Annotated in this window: 17 protein-coding genes; 3 read left to right on the top strand and 14 right to left on the bottom strand. The window is 54.2% G+C overall.

Annotation, left to right across the window (positions count from 1 at the left end; all coding sequences use genetic code 11):
- Positions 1-4 precede the first annotated feature (4 nt).
- Positions 5-712 (top strand): murein tripeptide amidase MpaA, encoded by a 708-nt coding sequence (gene mpaA / locus LZP96_RS11050; protein ID WP_258926003.1) that lies wholly within the window; start codon positions 5-7, stop codon positions 710-712.
- Here mpaA and ycjG read toward each other — a convergent pair.
- Complete coding sequence (gene ycjG / locus LZP96_RS11045) at positions 709-1,674, bottom strand: L-Ala-D/L-Glu epimerase (protein ID WP_258926002.1); 966 nt, start codon at positions 1,672-1,674, stop codon at positions 709-711. The two genes, mpaA and ycjG, sit on opposite strands and share 4 nt — an antisense overlap.
- A 107-nt stretch (positions 1,675-1,781) precedes the next feature.
- Here ycjG and tpx point away from each other — a divergent pair, with 107 nt between their 5' ends.
- A complete protein-coding gene (gene tpx / locus LZP96_RS11040) occupies positions 1,782-2,288 on the top strand; it encodes a thiol peroxidase (protein ID WP_064326267.1) in 507 nt (168 codons plus the stop codon).
- A 54-nt stretch (positions 2,289-2,342) separates the two neighbouring features.
- Here the strand turns inward: tpx and tyrR are convergent, their stop codons facing one another.
- From tyrR to LZP96_RS11025, 3 genes are all read right to left on the bottom strand, one after another.
- Positions 2,343-3,884 (bottom strand): transcriptional regulator TyrR, encoded by a 1,542-nt coding sequence (gene tyrR, locus LZP96_RS11035; protein WP_064326268.1) that lies wholly within the window; start codon positions 3,882-3,884, stop codon positions 2,343-2,345.
- 108 nt (positions 3,885-3,992) lie between these two features.
- The gene (locus LZP96_RS11030) at positions 3,993-5,042 is read right to left on the bottom strand and encodes a YcjF family protein (protein ID WP_258926001.1); all 1,050 of its coding nucleotides are present in this window, start codon (positions 5,040-5,042) and stop codon (positions 3,993-3,995) included.
- The gene (locus tag LZP96_RS11025) at positions 5,039-6,436 is read right to left on the bottom strand and encodes a YcjX family GTP-binding protein (RefSeq protein ID WP_064326270.1); all 1,398 of its coding nucleotides are present in this window, start codon (positions 6,434-6,436) and stop codon (positions 5,039-5,041) included. The genes LZP96_RS11030 and LZP96_RS11025 overlap by 4 nt, the downstream gene beginning before the upstream one ends.
- 155 nt (positions 6,437-6,591) lie before the next feature.
- On the opposite strand from LZP96_RS11025, the gene LZP96_RS11020 reads away from it, so the two are divergent.
- Positions 6,592-7,602 (top strand): LacI family DNA-binding transcriptional regulator, encoded by a 1,011-nt coding sequence (locus LZP96_RS11020; RefSeq protein WP_064326271.1) that lies wholly within the window; start codon positions 6,592-6,594, stop codon positions 7,600-7,602.
- A gap of 33 nt (positions 7,603-7,635) precedes the next feature.
- Here LZP96_RS11020 and LZP96_RS11015 read toward each other — a convergent pair whose 3' ends face one another.
- The 10 genes from LZP96_RS11015 to LZP96_RS10970 all read right to left on the bottom strand — a co-directional run bounded on the left by LZP96_RS11015 (position 7,636) and on the right by LZP96_RS10970 (position 18,631).
- Complete coding sequence (locus LZP96_RS11015; RefSeq protein WP_064326272.1) at positions 7,636-8,550, bottom strand: OmpG family monomeric porin; 915 nt, start codon at positions 8,548-8,550, stop codon at positions 7,636-7,638.
- A 64-nt stretch (positions 8,551-8,614) separates the two neighbouring features.
- The gene (locus tag LZP96_RS11010; RefSeq protein WP_064326273.1) at positions 8,615-9,694 is read right to left on the bottom strand and encodes an ABC transporter ATP-binding protein; all 1,080 of its coding nucleotides are present in this window, start codon (positions 9,692-9,694) and stop codon (positions 8,615-8,617) included.
- Between the two features lie 10 nt (positions 9,695-9,704).
- The gene (gene pgmB / locus LZP96_RS11005; protein WP_064326274.1) at positions 9,705-10,385 is read right to left on the bottom strand and encodes a beta-phosphoglucomutase; all 681 of its coding nucleotides are present in this window, start codon (positions 10,383-10,385) and stop codon (positions 9,705-9,707) included.
- A complete protein-coding gene (locus tag LZP96_RS11000) occupies positions 10,382-12,655 on the bottom strand; it encodes a glycoside hydrolase family 65 protein (protein ID WP_258926000.1) in 2,274 nt (757 codons plus the stop codon). Before LZP96_RS11000 ends, pgmB begins: the two co-directional genes overlap by 4 nt.
- Positions 12,649-13,704, bottom strand: coding sequence for a D-glucoside 3-dehydrogenase (gene ycjS / locus LZP96_RS10995; protein WP_064328136.1), 1,056 nt, complete (start codon positions 13,702-13,704; stop codon positions 12,649-12,651). The genes LZP96_RS11000 and ycjS overlap by 7 nt, the downstream gene beginning before the upstream one ends.
- Positions 13,705-13,718: 14 nt before the next feature.
- Entirely contained in the window at positions 13,719-14,507 is a 789-nt protein-coding gene (gene ycjR / locus LZP96_RS10990; RefSeq protein WP_258925999.1) for a 3-dehydro-D-guloside 4-epimerase, read from the bottom strand.
- Positions 14,508-14,525: 18 nt separating this feature from the next.
- On the bottom strand, positions 14,526-15,578 hold the full coding sequence (ycjQ, locus tag LZP96_RS10985) for a D-guloside 3-dehydrogenase (RefSeq protein WP_064326277.1): 1,053 nt from the start codon (positions 15,576-15,578) through the stop codon (positions 14,526-14,528).
- A gap of 28 nt (positions 15,579-15,606) precedes the next feature.
- Positions 15,607-16,449 carry a carbohydrate ABC transporter permease gene (locus LZP96_RS10980; protein ID WP_064326278.1) on the bottom strand — a complete coding sequence of 281 codons (843 nt, stop codon included), beginning with the start codon at positions 16,447-16,449 and terminating at the stop codon, positions 15,607-15,609.
- Positions 16,436-17,317, bottom strand: a complete 882-nt coding sequence (locus LZP96_RS10975; RefSeq protein ID WP_064326279.1) for a carbohydrate ABC transporter permease — start codon at positions 17,315-17,317, stop codon at positions 16,436-16,438. The genes LZP96_RS10980 and LZP96_RS10975 overlap by 14 nt, the downstream gene beginning before the upstream one ends.
- 21 nt (positions 17,318-17,338) lie before the next feature.
- Positions 17,339-18,631, bottom strand: a complete 1,293-nt coding sequence (locus LZP96_RS10970; RefSeq protein ID WP_064326280.1) for an ABC transporter substrate-binding protein — start codon at positions 18,629-18,631, stop codon at positions 17,339-17,341.
- Positions 18,632-18,643: the final 12 nt, after the last annotated feature.

The following is an 18,643-nucleotide window of genomic DNA, read 5'->3' as shown; positions in this document are numbered from 1 at the left end:
AGGTATGTCGCTGACCCGTCCCAGAACGGAGCGTGGCGCTTTCCCGCCAGGCACTGAACATTATGGTCGTTCCTTCTTAGGCGCCCCGCTGATATGGTTTCCGGCTCCCCAGGCCGATCGGCATAGCGGCTTAATTATTGCGGGCACACACGGTGATGAAAACTCGTCCATCGTGACGCTCTCCTGTGCCTTGCGAACGCTGGCGCCGGAATTACGCCGTCATCATGTCATACTCACCGTGAATCCGGATGGCTGTCAGCTGGGATTACGGGCAAATGCCCGCGGCGTCGATCTTAATCGCAACTTCCCGGCCGCGAACTGGCGCGCAGGTGAAACCGTCTATCGCTGGAACAGCGCCGCCGATGAGCGGGACGTGGTCCTGTTAACGGGTGACACTCCCGGTTCAGAACCCGAAACGCAAGGACTGTGCGCGCTTATTCATAAAGTGCAGCCTGCGTGGGTGGTGTCCTTCCATGACCCGCTGGCCTGTATTGAAGATCCGCGCCATACGCCGTTAGGCCAATGGTTGTCCGAAGCGTTCTCCCTGCCGCTGGTGACAAGCGTAGGATACGAGACGCCAGGATCCTTTGGCAGCTGGTGTGCCGACCTGGGCTTGCACTGTATCACGGCAGAATTCCCGCCCGTCTCCTCCGATGAAGCGAGCGAGAAATACCTTAAAGCCATGACCGGACTGCTCCGCTGGCAGCCCTAAAGGTGTAGCGTCCCGGTGGTAAAATGCAGGGCTGGCGACACATCCACCGCCAGCCATGTTGGTCCGTCGAGATCGGCGTAGCTGACCATACCCACCAGAGGCAATGCCGCGCCGATCGCTCTTGACGTACAGAGCATGCAGCCCAGCATCAGGGCAAAACCCTGCGCCTTCGCCTCGCTTGCCAGCGCCAGCGCCTCGGTTAATCCGCCGGTCTTATCAAGCTTGATGTTAACCATCTCATAGCGCCCTTTCAGGCTCGCCAGGCTCTCTCGCGTATGGCAACTTTCATCTGCACAGACCGGCAACGGGTGGATAAAATTCTCCAGCGCGGCATCGTCATCCGCCGGCAGAGGCTGTTCCAGCATGGCAACGTTTAAATCTGCCAGTAGCTGACAGCGTGCCGCCAGCCCTTCACTATGCCAGGACTCATTGGCATCGACAATAATCGTTGCATGAGGGGCCGCATCACGTATTGCCACCATCCGCTCAGTAATCAGATGGTCGTCCAGTTTGACCTTCAGCAAGGTGGCCCCCGCTTCACACAGCGCTTTTGCGCTGTTCGCCATTTGTGAGGGTTCACCAATCACGACCGTCTGCGCCGTTACGACAGTTTGCGGAAGGAGATGCCCATACGCCGTGCCGGGCGCGTAGCGATGGCGTTGTGCTTCTAAAGACCACAGCGCGCAATCGACCGCGTTACGTGCGGCGCCGGCAGGTAACGCATTCTGGAGCGCCTCGCGCGTCAGCCCCTTTTCCAGCAGAGGCACCACGGTCATAATTTGCGCCATCACCGAAGCAATGCTCTCACCGTATCGCGGATACGGCGTACACTCTCCCACGCCTTTGACGCCGTCATCGTCTATCTCCACTACCACGACACAGGCTTCACTGCGGGCCCCCCGGGAGATCACAAATGGACTGTGCAATGGCCAGGCTTCTTCGTAAACTTTTACCGCTCTCATCAAGCCTTCCTCCGCTGCCAACAAGTCTGAAAAATTGGTTTGCTGTGCGATCAACTGTTGTCATACACTAGCTTCAACGTTAACTATATGTAAACAGGTAGATATCTATGTCACAAATCGTACATTTCCAGGGTAACCCGGTTTCTGTTGCAGGCGCTATCCCGCAGGCAGGCAGCAAAGCACAGGCCTTTACGCTGGTGGCAAAAGATCTGTCAGACGTTACGCTGGCCCAGTTTGCTGGTAAGCGTAAAGTGCTGAACATTTTCCCGAGCATTGACACCGGCGTCTGCGCCGCGTCCGTGCGTAAATTCAATCAGTTGGCCACCGAAATGGACAACACCGTTGTGCTGTGCATTTCTGCTGACCTGCCGTTTGCCCAGTCTCGTTTCTGCGGGGCAGAGGGCCTGAGCAACGTGATTACCCTGTCTACTTTGCGTAGCACGGACTTCCTCGAAAACTACGGCGTGGGCATTTCCGAAGGCGCGCTGAAAGGTCTGGCAGCGCGTGCTGTACTGGTGATCGATGAAAACGACACGGTAATCTTCAGCGAACTGGTTAACGAAATCACTACCGAGCCCGATTACAACGCGGCACTTGAAGTCCTGAAGGCCTAAGTTTTCAGCCCTTCGACAAACGGCGCAACGTTAACGTTGCGCCAGATTCACCGCTTACTCGTCGCTTTTCTTCTGATTTAATCCATACTCACGCAATTTATTCGCTATCGCGGTATGCGATACGCCGAGGCGTTTCGCCAGTTTACGCGTGCTGGGGTAATTGCGATAAAGCTGGGTCAGCACAGACCGCTCGAAACGACTGGTGATATCATCCAGCGACCCTTCCATCGCCTCTTCCCCCACCGATACGCTCCCCGCATCGTAATCCGGTAACAGCACGTCCTGAGGCCGTAATTCGTAGCCCTCAAGCTGCGAGAGCGCGCGGTAGATAGCATTCTTCAGCTGGCGAATATTGCCAGGCCAGCCATAACGCGTCAGCATTGTGCCCAAATCTGCGGAAAGCTTCGGCCGTGGCACGCCCTGTTCGTCGGCAAAGCGCGCGACAAAGAGTTCGGTCAGCGGCATGATGTCTTGCGGACAGTCGCGCAGCGGCGGAATATTCAGGGTGAGAACGTTAAGACGATAGTAGAGATCTTCCCGGAACACCCCTTTTTGCACCAGTTCGACCAGGTTTTTTTGCGTCGCACAAATCACGCGAACGTCGACATGCACCTCGTGATCCTCGCCCACCCGACGGAACGTGCCGTCATTCAGGAAGCGAAGCAGCTTAGCCTGCATACGTGGCGACATTTCTCCAATTTCATCCAGCAGCACGGAGCCACCGTTTGCCTGCTCGAAGAACCCTTTTTTGCCTTCCGGTGCGTGACCAAAAAGTTCACTCTCAACGGCATCTTCCGGAATGGAGGCGCAGTTCAGTGCCAGATAGGGTTTAGCGGCACGAGGGCTGGCCGCATGAACGGCGTGGGCCAGCAGATCTTTGCCTGTGCCGGTATCGCCGGTGATCAGCAGCGGCGCGGTCAGATTGGCAAGCTTACGCGCCTGGTCAACGACATGACGCATTTTGGGGCTGACGGCAATGATTTGGCTAAACGCGCCTGAGTCCTGGCTGGAGATATTCTGTAGCTGTCGTCCCATACGCACGGTAGAACGAAGCATAATCACCGCCCCTGTCAGCACGCGAGTGGCGTTCTCACCGGGCAAATGAACCGGGGTAATTTCCATCAGGAAATTTTGCCCGTTGATGACCACATGCTCGCTCAGTGTTCCTTGTGGATTACTCTCCAGCCAGCGCTGGAAGTTGAATCCCGGAATCAGCTGCGACGCGGTGTGATTACTCAGCTTTTCCTGACTTTGGGCAAACAGCTGACAGCTTGCCGGGTTGACGCGTTCGACTTTGCTTTTGAGATCCAGAGACAAAAACGGCTCCGGCATGGCTTCAAGAAGCGCGCTCAGTGCCAGATGCTCACGCTCAGAAGGCATCCACGGAATGGTGCGCACGTCTGTAACGCCTGCGATACGGCGGATTTCCGCCATCAGGCTACTGAAGGTATTGAATTCAATTTCGGCAAAATTGAGGTAAATTCGCCCGACAGGATCGATCTCAATGCCACGTAGGTCAATGCTACGTAAAACAAGCAGATCGAGTAACTCGCGGGTCAGACCGAGACGGTCTTCACAAAAGACTTCCAGACGCATGGGAAATTCACCCTATAAGCCAATGACCCTAAAATGATATGTCAGATATCGGCTGTCTGGAAGCTCGCTGTCAACAAATATTGACAGCGAGCGCGATAATTGAGCGGTTTACTGCGGCTTTTTGTTGAGACTCTCTTTTAACTGGCCAATTAACTCGCGACGGAAAGCACCCAGACGCGGTTTGTCGCCGTCAATCCAGGGTAGTGGACGGCACAGCTCCATGGACTTAATGCCCAGTCGCGCCGTTAATAAGCCCGCCCCAATCCCCTGTGCAGCGCGTGTCGATAAACGTGCGGCAAGATCCTGCGACATCCAGTCCATGCCAACTTCCCGCACCAGTTCGCTCGCACCAGCAAAGGCCATATTCAGCAGCACCAGTCGGAACAAGCGCAGGCGGCTGTAGTATCCCAGTTCAATCCCGTAAATCCTGGCGATGCGGTTGATGAGACGCAGGTTGCGCCAGGCAATAAAGGCCATATCGACCAGCGCCAGGGGACTCACGGCGATCATCAGCGTCGATTCCGCCGCCGAGCGGCTTATTTCCCGACGCGCCTGTGTATCCAGAACCGGCTGCACGATATGGGCGTAAAGCGTGACAATCTCGCGATCGTTTTGCGTTTCATGAATCGCCGCATACCAGCGCTGAAGCGCGGGATGTGACTGATCGAGGCCGGCCTGAGCGGCCAGCTTTTCACAAAATGCCCGCCCCTTCCCGGCGGCGTGGCTGTGCAGCAAATCGCGCGCTTCGTCACGCTCGTGCGCCCGCTGGCGCAGCTTCCATAAACGACGCCACTCTGTCGCCACCGAACCGACCCCTGCCCCGACAATCAGCGCCCCGGCAGCACATCCCCCCAGCGCGACCCAGTCCTGGGTCTGCCAGGCATTCAGGGTCCACTGGACGCCCTGCCCGACGACGCTGACGCCGAACAGCGCCAGACCCGCCGTGACCATTTTTCGCCACAGGCTGCGCTTTGGTCGAAGTGCGGCGTCGACAACCGCTTCCGCGGCACCCTCTTCCGGAAGTAGCGTCTCCGTCAGCGCGGGGGCAAAGTTTTCCGCTTCGGGTCCATTAAACGCCTGTGCGGTTTTGAACGCTTCGGTACGTTCTTGTTCCAGCGTCCCGGTAAAATCAATTCGCGGCTTTAAAGGTTCCGTCATCGCAATTTATCTCCAATCAAAAACTCCAGCGCGGCATCCAGGCGAATATGCGGCAGCGGCTGGTCAACAGGCATCGCCTGCGGGCGAAACGCTTCAAACTGGAATCCCTGATTTTGCCAGAATGCCGGCCCGGGCAGACGCGCCGGAACCTCACCCGGATAGACCGTTAAAGGCTGACCATCGCTCAGGCGATGCCCGCGAAGCGCGGGAATTTTTTCACCCTTCACGTCGATCAGGCCGCTCTGCGTCGCCTGCACAGAAGCCAGCCCCAGGCAATCCATATCAATCCCTTCAAAGGCGGCATTTTGCCAGGCATCCTGCACCAGCTGTTGTAGCAAAGAGACCATATTTGCATGCTGATCGACCGTAACATGGTCCGCTTTGGTCGCGGCAAAAAGCAGTTTATCGATCACCGGCGAAAAGAGACGGCGAAAGAGCGTGCGCTGTCCATAATGGAAGCTTTGCATAAGCTGGGTGAGCGCCAGACGCATGTCATTGAAGGCCTGCGGCCCGCTATTGAGCGGCTGCAGACAATCAACCAGCACGATCTGGCGGTCAAAGCGTAAGAAATGGTTTTTATAGAAGCCTTTAACCACTTTTTCACAGTAGTAATTAAAACGCTCGCGAAGCATGCCGGCATTGGTATGTTTATCTGCTTGCGCCAGTTTGGATTCCCCCACCGCGTCGACGTCCGGCCACGGGAAGAATTGCAGTGCAGGTGCGCCAGCCATATCACCCGGCAAGACGAAACGCCCCGGCTGGATAAAGTGCAGGCCCTGCTGTTTACACTGATGAAGATAGTCCGTCCAGGCTTCAGCAATGGCCGCCAGACGATTCTCGTCGGCAGGTGCCAGCGGGTCGAGGCCCGCACACAATGCTCGCCATTTTGCGGACCACTCCGCGCGCTGGCCCTGCAATAGCCCGGTCATCTGACGAGACCAGCTGAGATAGTCTTGCGCCAGCATCGGCAAATCCAGCAGCCATTCGCCTGGATAATCGACGATTTCCAGATAGAGAGTGGATGTATCTTTAAAATGACGCACAAGCGATTCATTAGAACGAAAACGCAATGCAAGGCGAATCTCACTGACGCCCCGCGTCGGGGTCGGCCAGATGGGCGGCGTGCCGTACAGTTGCGCCAGCCCCTCGTCATAGGTAAAGCGCGGAATACCAAAATCCCGCTGCGGCACCCGCTTCACGCCTAACAGGCGCTCCTCGCGTACGGCGCTCAACAGGGGTAGACGTGCCCCGGCATGCAGGTTGAGCAGTTGATTCACCATCGCCGTGATAAAGGCTGTTTTACCACTGCGGCTCAGGCCCGTCACCGCGAGTCGCAGATGTCGGTCAACACCGCGATTAACCAGCGCATTCAGTTCATTTTTCAGTCGCTTCATCGCCATCCTTCATTGCCCAGAGGACCGTAATCGTCCGCTTCAGAATACAATAAATTGGGGCAGATCGTTGATTATCAATTCATATTTATTGCTATTGCCGTTTTTTCTCCAGTAAGATAGCCATTGATGCCGTTATGATGGAGCTTGTAAGGTGTATGTCACCCACCATTTATGATATTGCACGCGTTGCTGGTGTTTCGAAATCGACCGTGTCCCGGGTTCTGAATAAGCAAACCAATATTTCTCCGGAAGCCAGGGAAAAAGTTCAGAAGGCGATCGATGAATTAAACTATCAGCCGAACAAGCTCGCCCGCGCCCTGACCTCTTCCGGTTTCGACGCGATCATGGTTATTTCCACCCGTTCGACAAAAACTACCGCTGGCAATCCCTTTTTCTCCGACGTCCTTCACGCAATAACGGCCAAAGCGGAAGAAGAGAGTTTTGACGTCATTTTACAAACGTCCAAAAGCAGCGAAGACGATCTCCTCAAGTGCGAAAATAAAATAAAACAAAAGATGGTAAAGGGAATTATCATGCTGAGTTCGCCAGCCAATGAAGCCTTTTTCCCGAGGCTGGATGAATATGGTATTCCGGTGGTGGTCATTGGTAAAGTCGCCGGCGATTTCAGGAATATTTATTCGGTGGACACCGATAACTTTAGCGACAGTCTGGCACTCACCGATGCGTTTATTAAAAACGGTCATCGTAAAATTGCCTGCCTGCATGCACCCCTTGATTATCACGTTTCTGTCGATCGCCTTGCCGGATATAAAGCCAGCCTGAAGAAACACGGTATTGCGATTCAGCCTGACTGGATCATTGACGGCGGATACACCCATGAGTCAGCCCTTGCCGCTGCCAGCCAGTTGCTTTCCGGCAATAATCCCCCAGAGGCCGTTTTTGCTACGGACAGTATGAAGCTGCTCGGTCTGTATCGTGCGGCGGAAGCATTGAACCTGAAGATACCGGAACAGATCGCCGTTGCAGGTTATAGCGATCCTATGCTGTCACTCATTCTGACGCCCGCGCCCGGAGGCTTTGATATCCCGACGCGTAAATTAGGAGAAGAGAGCTGTGATTTACTCTTTAAACGCATAGCCGGGAATGCAGTGCCCCAGCGCGTCATCGTTGAAACGCATCTGTCGTTAACGCCATCGCTTCGCTGAAACCAGGGGCGTTGCGCCCCTGGCTCACACCCATCAGAAAGCGTAATTCACACCCACGCCAGCGTAATGGAATCGATCGTCGCTACCCTCATCATGGTTTTGCCATTCATAGGCATATTCCAGCGTCATTGAGAGACCATTCGTAAAATCATAGGCATACAGCAGACCCAGACGATTGAAATCATGGCCTTCACGGTCAGGATCGTCCTGCCAGTCCCAGTTTGACCAGCGATCCAGCCCCAGACGAGTGTACGGCGTCAGCGTGGTATTCCCTAACGAAACGGGGACATAAGCACGGATCTCTTGCGTCGAAAATTCGCCATTATCGCGCGAACTGTCCATATTGAAACCACGCTCTAAATAATAATTTGTTTTAAGCGAGACGGTTTCATTAATCGTCCAGGTAAAGCCCGTTTCGGTTTCTACACGGCTGTCAGAATACCCCGTTTTCGACAAATCGTTGGCGAACTGGTACATCGCAAACCAACCGCTAAAACGCCAGTCATCGTTAAGCTTAATATCCCAGTCAGGCTGCACTTTATAACGCTGCATATTTGCGCTACCGTCTTTCGCGCCATGCTCATCTTTAAAGTGATAGCCATAATTACGGAAACCACCCGTTAGCCCAAAGGTGAAATCATCGCTGTCGGTAAAACGATAACGCAGTTCAAATTCAGGACGATCAAAATAGGTCCCGCGGGTCATGCTGCTATAATCAACCGGCCCTTCCTGATACATCGCAACGGCAATCGTCCAGGCGTCCCATGTGGCATTAAACCAGACGGAGGGTTCATATAAACCGTCTTTATCTTCACCCTGGCCTTCTACGTTTTCGATTTCGTACATAGCACCGACGTTGAATTTCCACTGCTTATCATTTTCAGCACCATTGGCACAGGTAACCCCTGCACATAATAATAGTGCAGCACTTCTTAGTAGAGTACTCATTAATATATTCCTTTATAATAAAATAAAAAAAACCGGAAATAGATATTTCCGGGTACGCTTTCTCTTACTTAATGGCCTCCTCTGTGACCGCATCAAAGAAATGAGATTTATGCATATCGAAATCGATCGCGATATTGTCACCGGCGAAATAGTCGCTGGTGGCGCCCGCGCGGACCACCAGCTCATGCCCCCCAACGCTGACGTAAAGCATAAATTCGGCTCCGGTCAGTTCTGCCACGCTGATTTTTGCGGGAACGTCCGTCTCTGTTGCTGAGGTGAGAATATCTTCAGGTCTGATACCAAAAACGACCGCCTTGCGCTGGTAGCCTGCCGCATTGAGCATCGCGCGCTTCTCTTCGGGGATATGAAGACGTAAGGTTTCAGTGACAAAGTGTTCGCCATCAATCGCGCCGCGGATAAAGTTCATGGCGGGCGAGCCGATGAATCCTGCGACAAACATGTTGGCTGGCTCGTTATACACCTGCTTCGGTGCACCGACCTGCTGAATAATGCCATCCTTCAGAATGACAATTCGGGTCGCCATGGTCATGGCTTCCGTTTGATCGTGCGTCACGTAGATCATCGTGGTGTTCAGCTTCTGATGAAGCTTGCTGATCTCTGCCCGCATCTGTACGCGCAGCTTCGCATCCAGGTTCGACAGCGGTTCATCCATCAAAAAAACCCCTGCCTCACGCACAATCGCTCTGCCAAGCGCCACGCGCTGACGCTGACCACCGGACAAGGCGCCGGGTTTACGCTTCAGATAGTCACGCAGTCCCAGAATTTGCGCCGCCCAGTTCACCCGCTCTTCAATCACGGCAGGGGCGATTTTTTGCATCTTCAGGCCAAACGCCATGTTGTCGTAGACCGTCATATGTGGATAGAGGGCGTAGTTCTGAAACACCATGGCAATATCGCGCGACTTCGCAGGCACGTCGTTCATGCAGACGCCATCGATGATCAGTTCGCCGGCACTGATCTCTTCCAGCCCGGCGATCATGCGTAAGGTTGTCGATTTGCCACAACCCGACGGTCCGACAAAGACAATAAACTCCTTGTCGGCAATTTCGAGGTTGAAATCTTTAACCACATGGACCTGGTTATCATAAATTTTTTGAATATGTTTTAAAGAAAGCTGAGCCATCATGGTTTCCTTATCGGTTCGAATCAGGGTGGTGTCTGGACGCCCAAAAATCGGACAAACAGGGCCATGTGAGTTCACGGGTGGACGGCAAAATCAGCCCGGCATGGTGAAGGTCATTGCCAATCCCCACCGACAGCATGCCCGCCGCGTTAATCGCCTCTACGCCCGCCGCAGCATCTTCTACCCCTATCGCCTCTTCCGGCCGTACGTTCAGCCCCTGACAGGCGGCCAGAAAAATTTCCGGATCGGGTTTAGAGCAGAGAATGCGTGACGCATCCGCGCAAAAATCGAAGGCCTTATTGATTCCCAGCGCATCCAAAATGGTCGGCGCATTCAGCGACACAGACGCAAGACCGATGCGAACCTGCGCCGCACGAATATCCTGCAGTACCTCGCGGATACCCGGTAACAAGGATTCAGGCGTAAGCCCGGCCAGCGAACGAACGTACCGATCGTTTTTTTTACCCGCCAGCATCAGACACTCTTTATCGCTGAAGGCTGTGCCTTTACCACCGTGTTGCAGAATGCGTTGCAGTGAATCCATTCGACTTATCCCCTTCAGGCTTTCATTGAAGGCTTCGTCTATCTCGATGCCGATCTCCTGCGCAACGGAGCGCCAGGCCAGAAAGTGAAGATGTGCGGTATCGGTAATGACGCCGTCGAGATCGAAAATAATGGCTTTTAATGTCATGGCTTATCGTCCGTGGTAGCGGTCCCAGTAACGGATAAATTGAAGTCACTGCGTCGCCAGGCCTGGCGACCATGGGTGGTCACTCTGTGACCCCAGAGCATCAGCGAAATCGGTGCAGGCGAATCAAGGGTGATGCCTTCGCTGTCTATCGTTACCCTAAGCGGCGTCTGTTGCCATTGCAGAGGAAAGGACAAACAGTGCCACTGCGAAGGCAACGCCGGCGAAAGATGTAACTCCCCGTTAAGGATCTGCAAACCCGCAAAACCCTGAACGGCACCGGACCAGATAGCGCCGGTCGCGGCAGCATGGATCCCCTCGTCGCTGCTGTGCGGATCGCAACCCAAATCAATATCCGCACCGTCTCGCCAGAATCGATACGCACTCTGCGTATCACCACACCGCGCGGCCACGATGCCGTGGATGGCTTTGCTTAGCGAAGAGTCATGGATGGTCCGTGGCTCGTAGAAATTCATGTTTGCCCTGCACTGGCGCGGGTCGAAACGTTCCGGCAGAAGGTAGTTAAGCATCACCACATCGGCCTGTTTCAGGATTTGCATTTCGTTGACTTCAGCCCGGGAGTAATCGAGCAAAATCGTCTGCTTACCCGCATCCTTTTTGTACTGGCTCAGGTCTATCACCGGTTTTGACAGGAAAGTATCATCCTGAGGAATCACGCCATTCTCATCGGCCTCCGGCAGCCAAATCCTGGCGAGGAAGTCCTTCGCCTTTTCAATAAATCCGGTCTCCTGCGGGCCAAACTGCTGCATAAACTTCACCGCGTTCGCGACGTTGTAATGGGCAAGATAGTTGGTATAGGCGTTGTTATTCACATGTTCGGTATATTCATCAGGCCCAATGACATCATGGATTTCCAGACGACCGTTGACCTCGGTTGCACGGCCCATCCAGAACGTGGCCGTCTCTGTCAGTAACGTGAGCCCTTCGTTACGCATAAACGCATCGTCGCCGGTGGCCTGCCAGTACGCCACAACGGCCCAGGCAATATCCGCCACAATATGGTGTTCCGCGAGCGCGGACGCCACCTTCTGACGCAGACCCGTTCGGATATTAATGGCCGCGAATTCTGGCGTCTCTTCTCTTCCGCTTGCCGCACTTTCCCAGGGGAACAAGGCGCCCGGCCAGCCATTGCGTCTGGCTTTTTCACGCGCGCCCGCAAGGTTGAGCCAGCGGTAGCGCAGCAGGCTGCGGGCCGTTTGTGGTTGGGTAAAGAGATGGAATGGCAGCAGGAAGATTTCGGTATCCCAGAATACGTGGCCTTTGTACCCTTCTCCCGTTAAGCCTTTGGCGGCAATGCTGACTCGCTCATCATGGGCAGGCGTCATGGCGGTGAGATGCCAGACGGCGTAGTCCAGCGCAATCTGATCCTGATAGGCTTCGGCCATGACCTCTACACGGCAGCTGTTCCAGCGCGCTTTCCAGGCTCGTGCCGAGCTGTCGAGTAACGCGCTGTAGCCGCGATCCGCGCAGGTTTTCAGTTCGCCGAGGGCGTTTCGTGCAAAGGTTTCTGAGGAGAGCGCTTTGTCACGTCGATGTGCGACCCAGACAATCTTTTCAAGGGTTACGGTTTCGCCTTGCGGCACCGTCAGCGAGTGGTGGCTGGTCAAACGTCTGTTTTTCGCCGAGAAGCTGCTCTCGCTCTTCTGAGAAAGATGACACCAGGCGGAAATCACAATTTCAGCAGCGCCGTCCTGCGTCTCGTATACCCCCTGGAGAGAGTGCGGATCGAACACCCGTACAGAAATCTCATCCAGATGCTGTCTGCCACTGTTGGTTTGGGTGGCATCAATCCCGGTACCCAGGCTGATTTTCGCGGCATCATCCAGGGGAGTAATGGAAAATTGCATTGCCGTTAACGGCAACTGATCCAGAGAAACAAAGCGGCGGCTGTCGATGCGAAAACACGCACCGTCAGGCGAACGCCAGGTAACGCTGCGGGTCAGTTCGCCGTTGGCAAAATCCAGCTGCCGTTCCCAGTGCAGAATTTCCCCTTTCAGTAGGGAAAAATGCTCTCCATTGAGCTGAAGAGAGACGCCGATAATATCGGGCAGATTAACCAGTTCGTTGGTCTCATGACGCCCGGCGCAGTGGTAAAGCCCCGCGAGATACATCCCCCGCGTTTGCTGCGTATAATCTTCTTCGTGCGCGGCGCGAATCCCCATATAGCCATTCCCACAGGCCATCACAGAGGCGTATTTGTTCAGGCTATGTGGGCAGAATGCCGGATCGTTGAGTACGGAGATGTTCAGCATAGTTCGATACTTTTCCCTTTTTCTGCAGATTCATACATTGCCGCCACCAGTTGCTGAATCACCCAACCTTGCTCGGCGTCGGCAATCATGACGGGTTCGCCCTGAACGTGGCGAACAAAGGCTTCCATGCTGCGAAAGTGACGCTGGTCATCCGCCGCCTCGCGCTGTAACAGCGTCTGTAACTCTCCCCGCACATCGTTATAGATATGCGCGGGAAACAGGGTTGCTCCGGCTTTCTCCCCACAGAATGAGATGTTCATGACTGACTGTTCACGAATATTGAGGGCAAACGAGGTATCCAGGCGCAGCAGACCACCGTTGCAAAATTCCACCGTACCAAACAGCGCATCCTCAACGGTATATCGGGCAGGATCCCATTCGCCAAACTGACCATAATTTTTATGGTTTCCCAGTTTCTGGTAGCTGTGTGCGGTGACGCGTTTCACCGCCGGGAACCCCAGCACGTACATCGCCGCATCCAGCATATGAATGCCAATGTCGATCAAAGGCCCGCCACCCTGCAGTGACTTATTGGTAAAAACGCCCCAGCCCGGCACGCCGCAGCGGCGAAGTGCCTGGGCCGAAGTGAAGTAGATTTCGCCAAAGGTGCCGTTCATCACTTCCTGGCGCAGCAATTGGGTATCGAGTGCAAAGCGATGATGGAAATCATAGGCCAGCACCTTTCCTGCTTTTCGCGCGAGGCGACGCATCTCGTCCGCCTGCTGCGGCGTCATGGCCGGTGGCTTTTCACACATCACATGGCACCCTGCTTCCAGTGCCAGCAGGGTATGTTCAAAATGAAATCGATTTGGCGAACAGACGCTGACAATGTCAGGCTGCGTATTTTCAAGCATCTCACGCGTATCCTGCCATGCAGTGGGGATAGCATGGCGCGCAGCAAAGGCCTGCGCCTGCTCAAGGCGGCTGTCCATGACAGCCACCATGTTCACATCACTGCGAGAGGCGTAATACGAGGCATGTACTTTGTCAGCAACCTGGCCGGCGCCAATGATGGCGACGCGAAGCGGCGAAGGCGTTGTTGCACTCATTACGCTTGTCATCATTAGCACTCGCGTAAAAAGTTAAGCGAATCCTGATACGCCTGCGCCGGGTTGTCTGCACGCACGCGGCATTCATAGACGACATAACCCTGATAACAATCCTGACGCAGCTGGTTGAACAGTGCCGCAAAATCCAGGGTGCCGCTACCAGGCTGATAACGATGGTTGTCCGCAATATGCACATGTCCCAGCAGATCGCGATTGTCGTGCAATGCCCCGGTCAGCGAGTCTTCCTCGATGTTCATGTGATAGAAATCACCGATGATTTGAACATGTTTAAGATCGTTTTCTTCAATGTAGCGACGCGCATCCGCCAGGGTATTGATCATGTGGTCCTGATAACGGTTCAGCGGCTCCAGGAAGACCGTGGTTCCGGTGCGCGCCGCAACGTCGTCCAGATAGCGCAGCGAAGCACTTACCGCCTGGCGATCCCCTTCCAGACTGCGTGGCGAGGTCATCGGCGGTAAGCGGAACGTAAACATTCCCCAGGCTGCAGGAACAATAATCCCTTTACCGCCGACTGCGGCCAGCGCCTCCAGGATGCCTTCAATTTGATGTAAACCCTTCAGGCGGCGTTCTTCAATGAAATCGCCGATCCAGCCATCATATCCGCCACAGGCGGTGGTAACCGGTAAACCGGTTTCGGCAATGGCCGCTTTCACTTCTGACAGATTTTCGACCAGCAGCTTGCCGTCAATTTCATACCCATCGAAACCCATCGCCTTGATGTAGCGAAATTTCTCAAGAATATTGGCCGGGAAGAAGGCCTGATTTTGTGTTGCGATTTTCATTTATTTGCTCTCCGTCGCTTAGAAGGTCACGCCCATTTTGATGCTGAGTTCAGGGTGCTGATCGACATATTTCATGTAGCTTTCAGCGCTGGTGTTGAAGGTCACGACCGGGTCAATCAGATCGTCACAGTTGAGATAACCGTTCATCAGCAGTTCCCAGCAGGTTTCTTCGATGCGCTTACGGTTCCAGCGTGGGTAGTCTGGATTCGGCTCGCTGCATGCCCGTGAAAACACAATTTTTGCATTGTTGAAATGCGCTTCCCGACCAAGGTTAAAGCCTTCAGCGAACGGTTTTGCAAAGGCAACGTATGAGATTGTTCCACCGTAGGCGAGGCCACGCAGCGACGACTGCAGTGCATCGGCATAACCACTGGTTTCGATAATGACGTCCGCACCCTGTTTTCCGGTGAGCGCTTTGATCTCGCGTCCAATATCTGTTCCCACCGGGTTCATGCAGTGGTCAGCGCCGTGACGACGCGCGATGTCGCAGCGATGCGCGATAGGATCCACGCCTATCACCACGGAGGCACCCGCCTTTTTGGCTAACTGAACGGCTATCTGACCAATGGCACCCAGACCAATGACCACCACAAAATCACCCACACGCACGTTAGCGTCGCGGACGCCGCTCATGGCGAACTGCGCCGGGTCATAGCAGACCGCGTTTTTCCACGAGGCGCCTTCCGGCATTTTGCGCAATTTGTAGTTGTTAACGGCATTCACGATTACCGTCTCCTGCAGCGGTGCGTAGCAGCAGACGCTGTCGCCTGGCTGATAGTCCGTCACATCGCTGCCGCACGCGATGATGTCACCGACAATCATATTGCCAAGCTGAAACTGACCAAATTCGATTCCCCGTGCGCTGCCCTCTTTACGTGGCGTAAACATCTGCCACTCGGCGTTAAACTCTTCATCGATAAAAGGGCTGGCCGCACGAAAATCGACAACCTCTGTACCGTGTTTCGGTGCCCCAAAACGCGCACGGATTTTGACCTCATTCGCCGCAACCGGGCGATCTTCGTATTCCATCAATGCCGCCACGCGTGGCGCTGTCGCAACTAACTTCTTCATGACTGACTCCTTGTTAAAATTGGCCGCGTTAGCCCTTAACGCCACCCGCGGTCAAACCACTTTTAATGAAACGTTCCGAAAGTGCGTACATCACCACCACAGGTAATGCGGTGACCAACGACGCCGCCATCATGCGGCCCCAGATGTAATCAGGGGTGCTGAACAGCGTATTAAGCCCGACCGGCAAGGTGAAATTGCTGGCGCTGGACAGGAAAATCGAGGCGAACAGGTAGTCGTTCCAGGCGACCATAAAGCAGTAAACGAAGACCGAAACCAGCCCTGATATCGCCAACGGCACGGTGATTCGGAAGATGATTTGCAGGCGATTGAGGCCGTCCATCATTGCCGCCTCTTCGATCTCGTCCGGGATGGTGTCGAAGTAGCTTCTGAGCATGAACACGGCGGTTGGCAGCGTCTGGGTCACCATGGTGACAATCAGCGCCAGTTCAGTGTCATACAGCCCTAATGCGGTGATGATTTTGAACAGCGGCACCACCAACAAAATGCCGGAAAACATATAGACCGTATAAAAGCTTGCGTTGATCGTGGCGCGCCCTTTAAAGCGCAGCTTCGACAGCGCATAAGCGCCGAGCGTGCCAAGAAAAACCGCGATCACCGATGAGGTCAGCGACACCACCATGCTATTTCTGAAGTAGTCCACAAACGGGAAAATCAGCGGATTGAAAATGTCGATGTAGTGCTGAAGCGTCCACTCCTGGGGAAAGATTGTCGGGTTGAGCGAGATCGCCTCTTTTGCGCTTTTGAACGACGTCATCAGCATCACAAAAAAAGGAAACAGCGTGACGATCAGGAACAGTGCCAGACCCAGGTAAAAGCCCAGACGGCCAGCAAGACGTTTATTTGTTGCCATTGAGATTTACCCTTTTTCTGGTCAGCAGAATGACAGCGAAGATAATGACAAACAGCACGACAGAGATCGCCGCAGCTTTACCCAGGTCGTTGAACGCAAAGGCTGTTTTATAGAGATACACCCCCAGAATATCGACCCTGGTGGTAAGCAAATACACGTCGGCAAACATGTAAAACATCCAGATGGTTCGCAGCGTAATGACCGTTGCCAGCACCGGCATGATCGCGGGGAGCGTGACGATACGGAATCGTTGCCAGCCATTTGCGCCATCCATCTCAGCCGCTTCATAGAGCGATTTATCAATCGTCTGCAGAATGGCAAGAAACGAGATGAATGCGTAAGGGAAGTAACGCCAGATAGCAAACAACACCACCAGCACAAAGCTACTGCCCGGATTGTCAAACCACAGCGGCGCCTGGTCATAGAGGTGTAATAAATCAACGCCCAGGTAGTTCACGATCCCGTAGCCGTTGTTAAACATATATTTCCAGGCAAAAACCAGAGAAATAGAGGGCGTAACGTAGGAGAGGATCACCAGCGAACGCGCGGTTTTACGCATCCGGAATTCGCGGTTAAAGAAGATGGCAACGGCCAGCCCCAACCCGGTGCTCCCCACCACAACCAGCGCGGTATACCAGAAGGTCATCCACAGCGAGTGCCAGAACGCGGCATCGCCTAAAATGCGCACGTAGTTATCAATTCCCACAAAAGTGGACGCAATACGCGGGTTTAACGGTAAACGTAAAAAACTAATTTCTATGTTGGAAATCATTGGCCAGGCTACCAGGCCCCCCAGCAGAATCAGGCTGGGGGCCAAGAGCAGCATGGCGAAAGGCATATCAGAACGGCCAGAAAACAACGTCTTCATAATTCCCTTCGCAGCGCGCGTTTATCGTTGTGAAATAAGAGTGGCCAGGCGTTTCTGGCTATCCGTTAACGTTGTGGCCATCTCTTGCTTACCGACCGTGACGTTATGCACCATGGAGCTGATAATTCCGGACCCGGTGACGTCACCCATTCGCGTAAAGTTTTTATCCCCTACCGCGCCAAAGACCTGGACGTTAGGGAACTGCGCAATCAGCTCGTAAGGCAGCTGACCAAAGGCTTTGATGACCTCGTTACGCTTCCAGGTATCGGTTTCCACAACGCGTTTGTTCACAGGTAATGCCGCGCCCGGGGACATCATCACCCAGTCCGTTGCGTTCTGCGCTTGTTCCATCCAGGCGACAAATTTCTCGGCCGCTTTGGTCTCTTCCTCGGTTTGACCGTTGGTGATGGTCAGCGAGGTGATCATGCCGTAGACCGCCGAAGAGGTTTCACGAGGTACAACGAACCCGAGGTTAGCGGGATTGCCCTCTTTAAACACCGCGGGCAGGATGTAGGTGGAGTACACCGCCATTGGCGCGGAACCATTCATAAAGGCATCTTTTATCTCCATAACATCATTGGAGCCAGGCATGGTGGTCGCCGCCAGCGCCTGATAGAACGCCAGTGCTTTTGCCATTTCAGGGGTATCAAGAGTGACATTGCCTTTGTCATCAAAGACGTTTGCCCCGGCTGAAAGCGCAAACTGGGAGAAGGACTGTTCGGTCATGACGCTTTCAGCGGTAGGTAACGCGATGCCATAGTGTTTTTTAGCCGGATCGTTGAGCTGCTGGCTGGCTTGCAGAAGCTGGTCCCAGTTCTGCGGCTCGGCGATGCCCGCTGCCGCCAGGGCGTCTTTGTGATACCAGACGCCTGAAAGCCACGCACTGATCGGCACACCGGTCCAGGCGGAGCCATCTTCTGTGCGAACGACACGCAGAATGCCGTCGTAGAAGACCGGTTCCCCTACGGTTTTAATGACCTCAGCAATAGCGGCTCGGTCGAGCAACTGCTCTTTATCCATGACTTTGGCGTAGTCATGACTGATTTCAATGACTTCAGGTAATGCGCCCGTGCGCGCCAGCGTGATGACCTTGGTGTTATAGGCATCCTCTTCAACCGGCACTTGTTTAACGGTGATGGTCGGGTTCTCTTTTTCAAAACGCTGGATAAGCTGCGTGATAACCGCCTGGCGCTCCTGCTCCACCGAAGAGTGCATAAATTCAATGGTGACCGAAGATGGCTTATCGTCCTTACAGCCTGACAACAGGGCGCACGAAACCAGTGCTGAAATCAGCACAATTTTAGGCATTTTCATTTTAGAGTCCTT

This window comes from Huaxiibacter chinensis, from assembly GCF_022171985.1.
Lineage (GTDB): Bacteria > Pseudomonadota > Gammaproteobacteria > Enterobacterales > Enterobacteriaceae > Enterobacter > Enterobacter chinensis_A.
The sequence above is the reverse complement of the archived record's forward strand: the minus strand, read 5'-3'. Positions and strand labels throughout refer to the sequence as shown.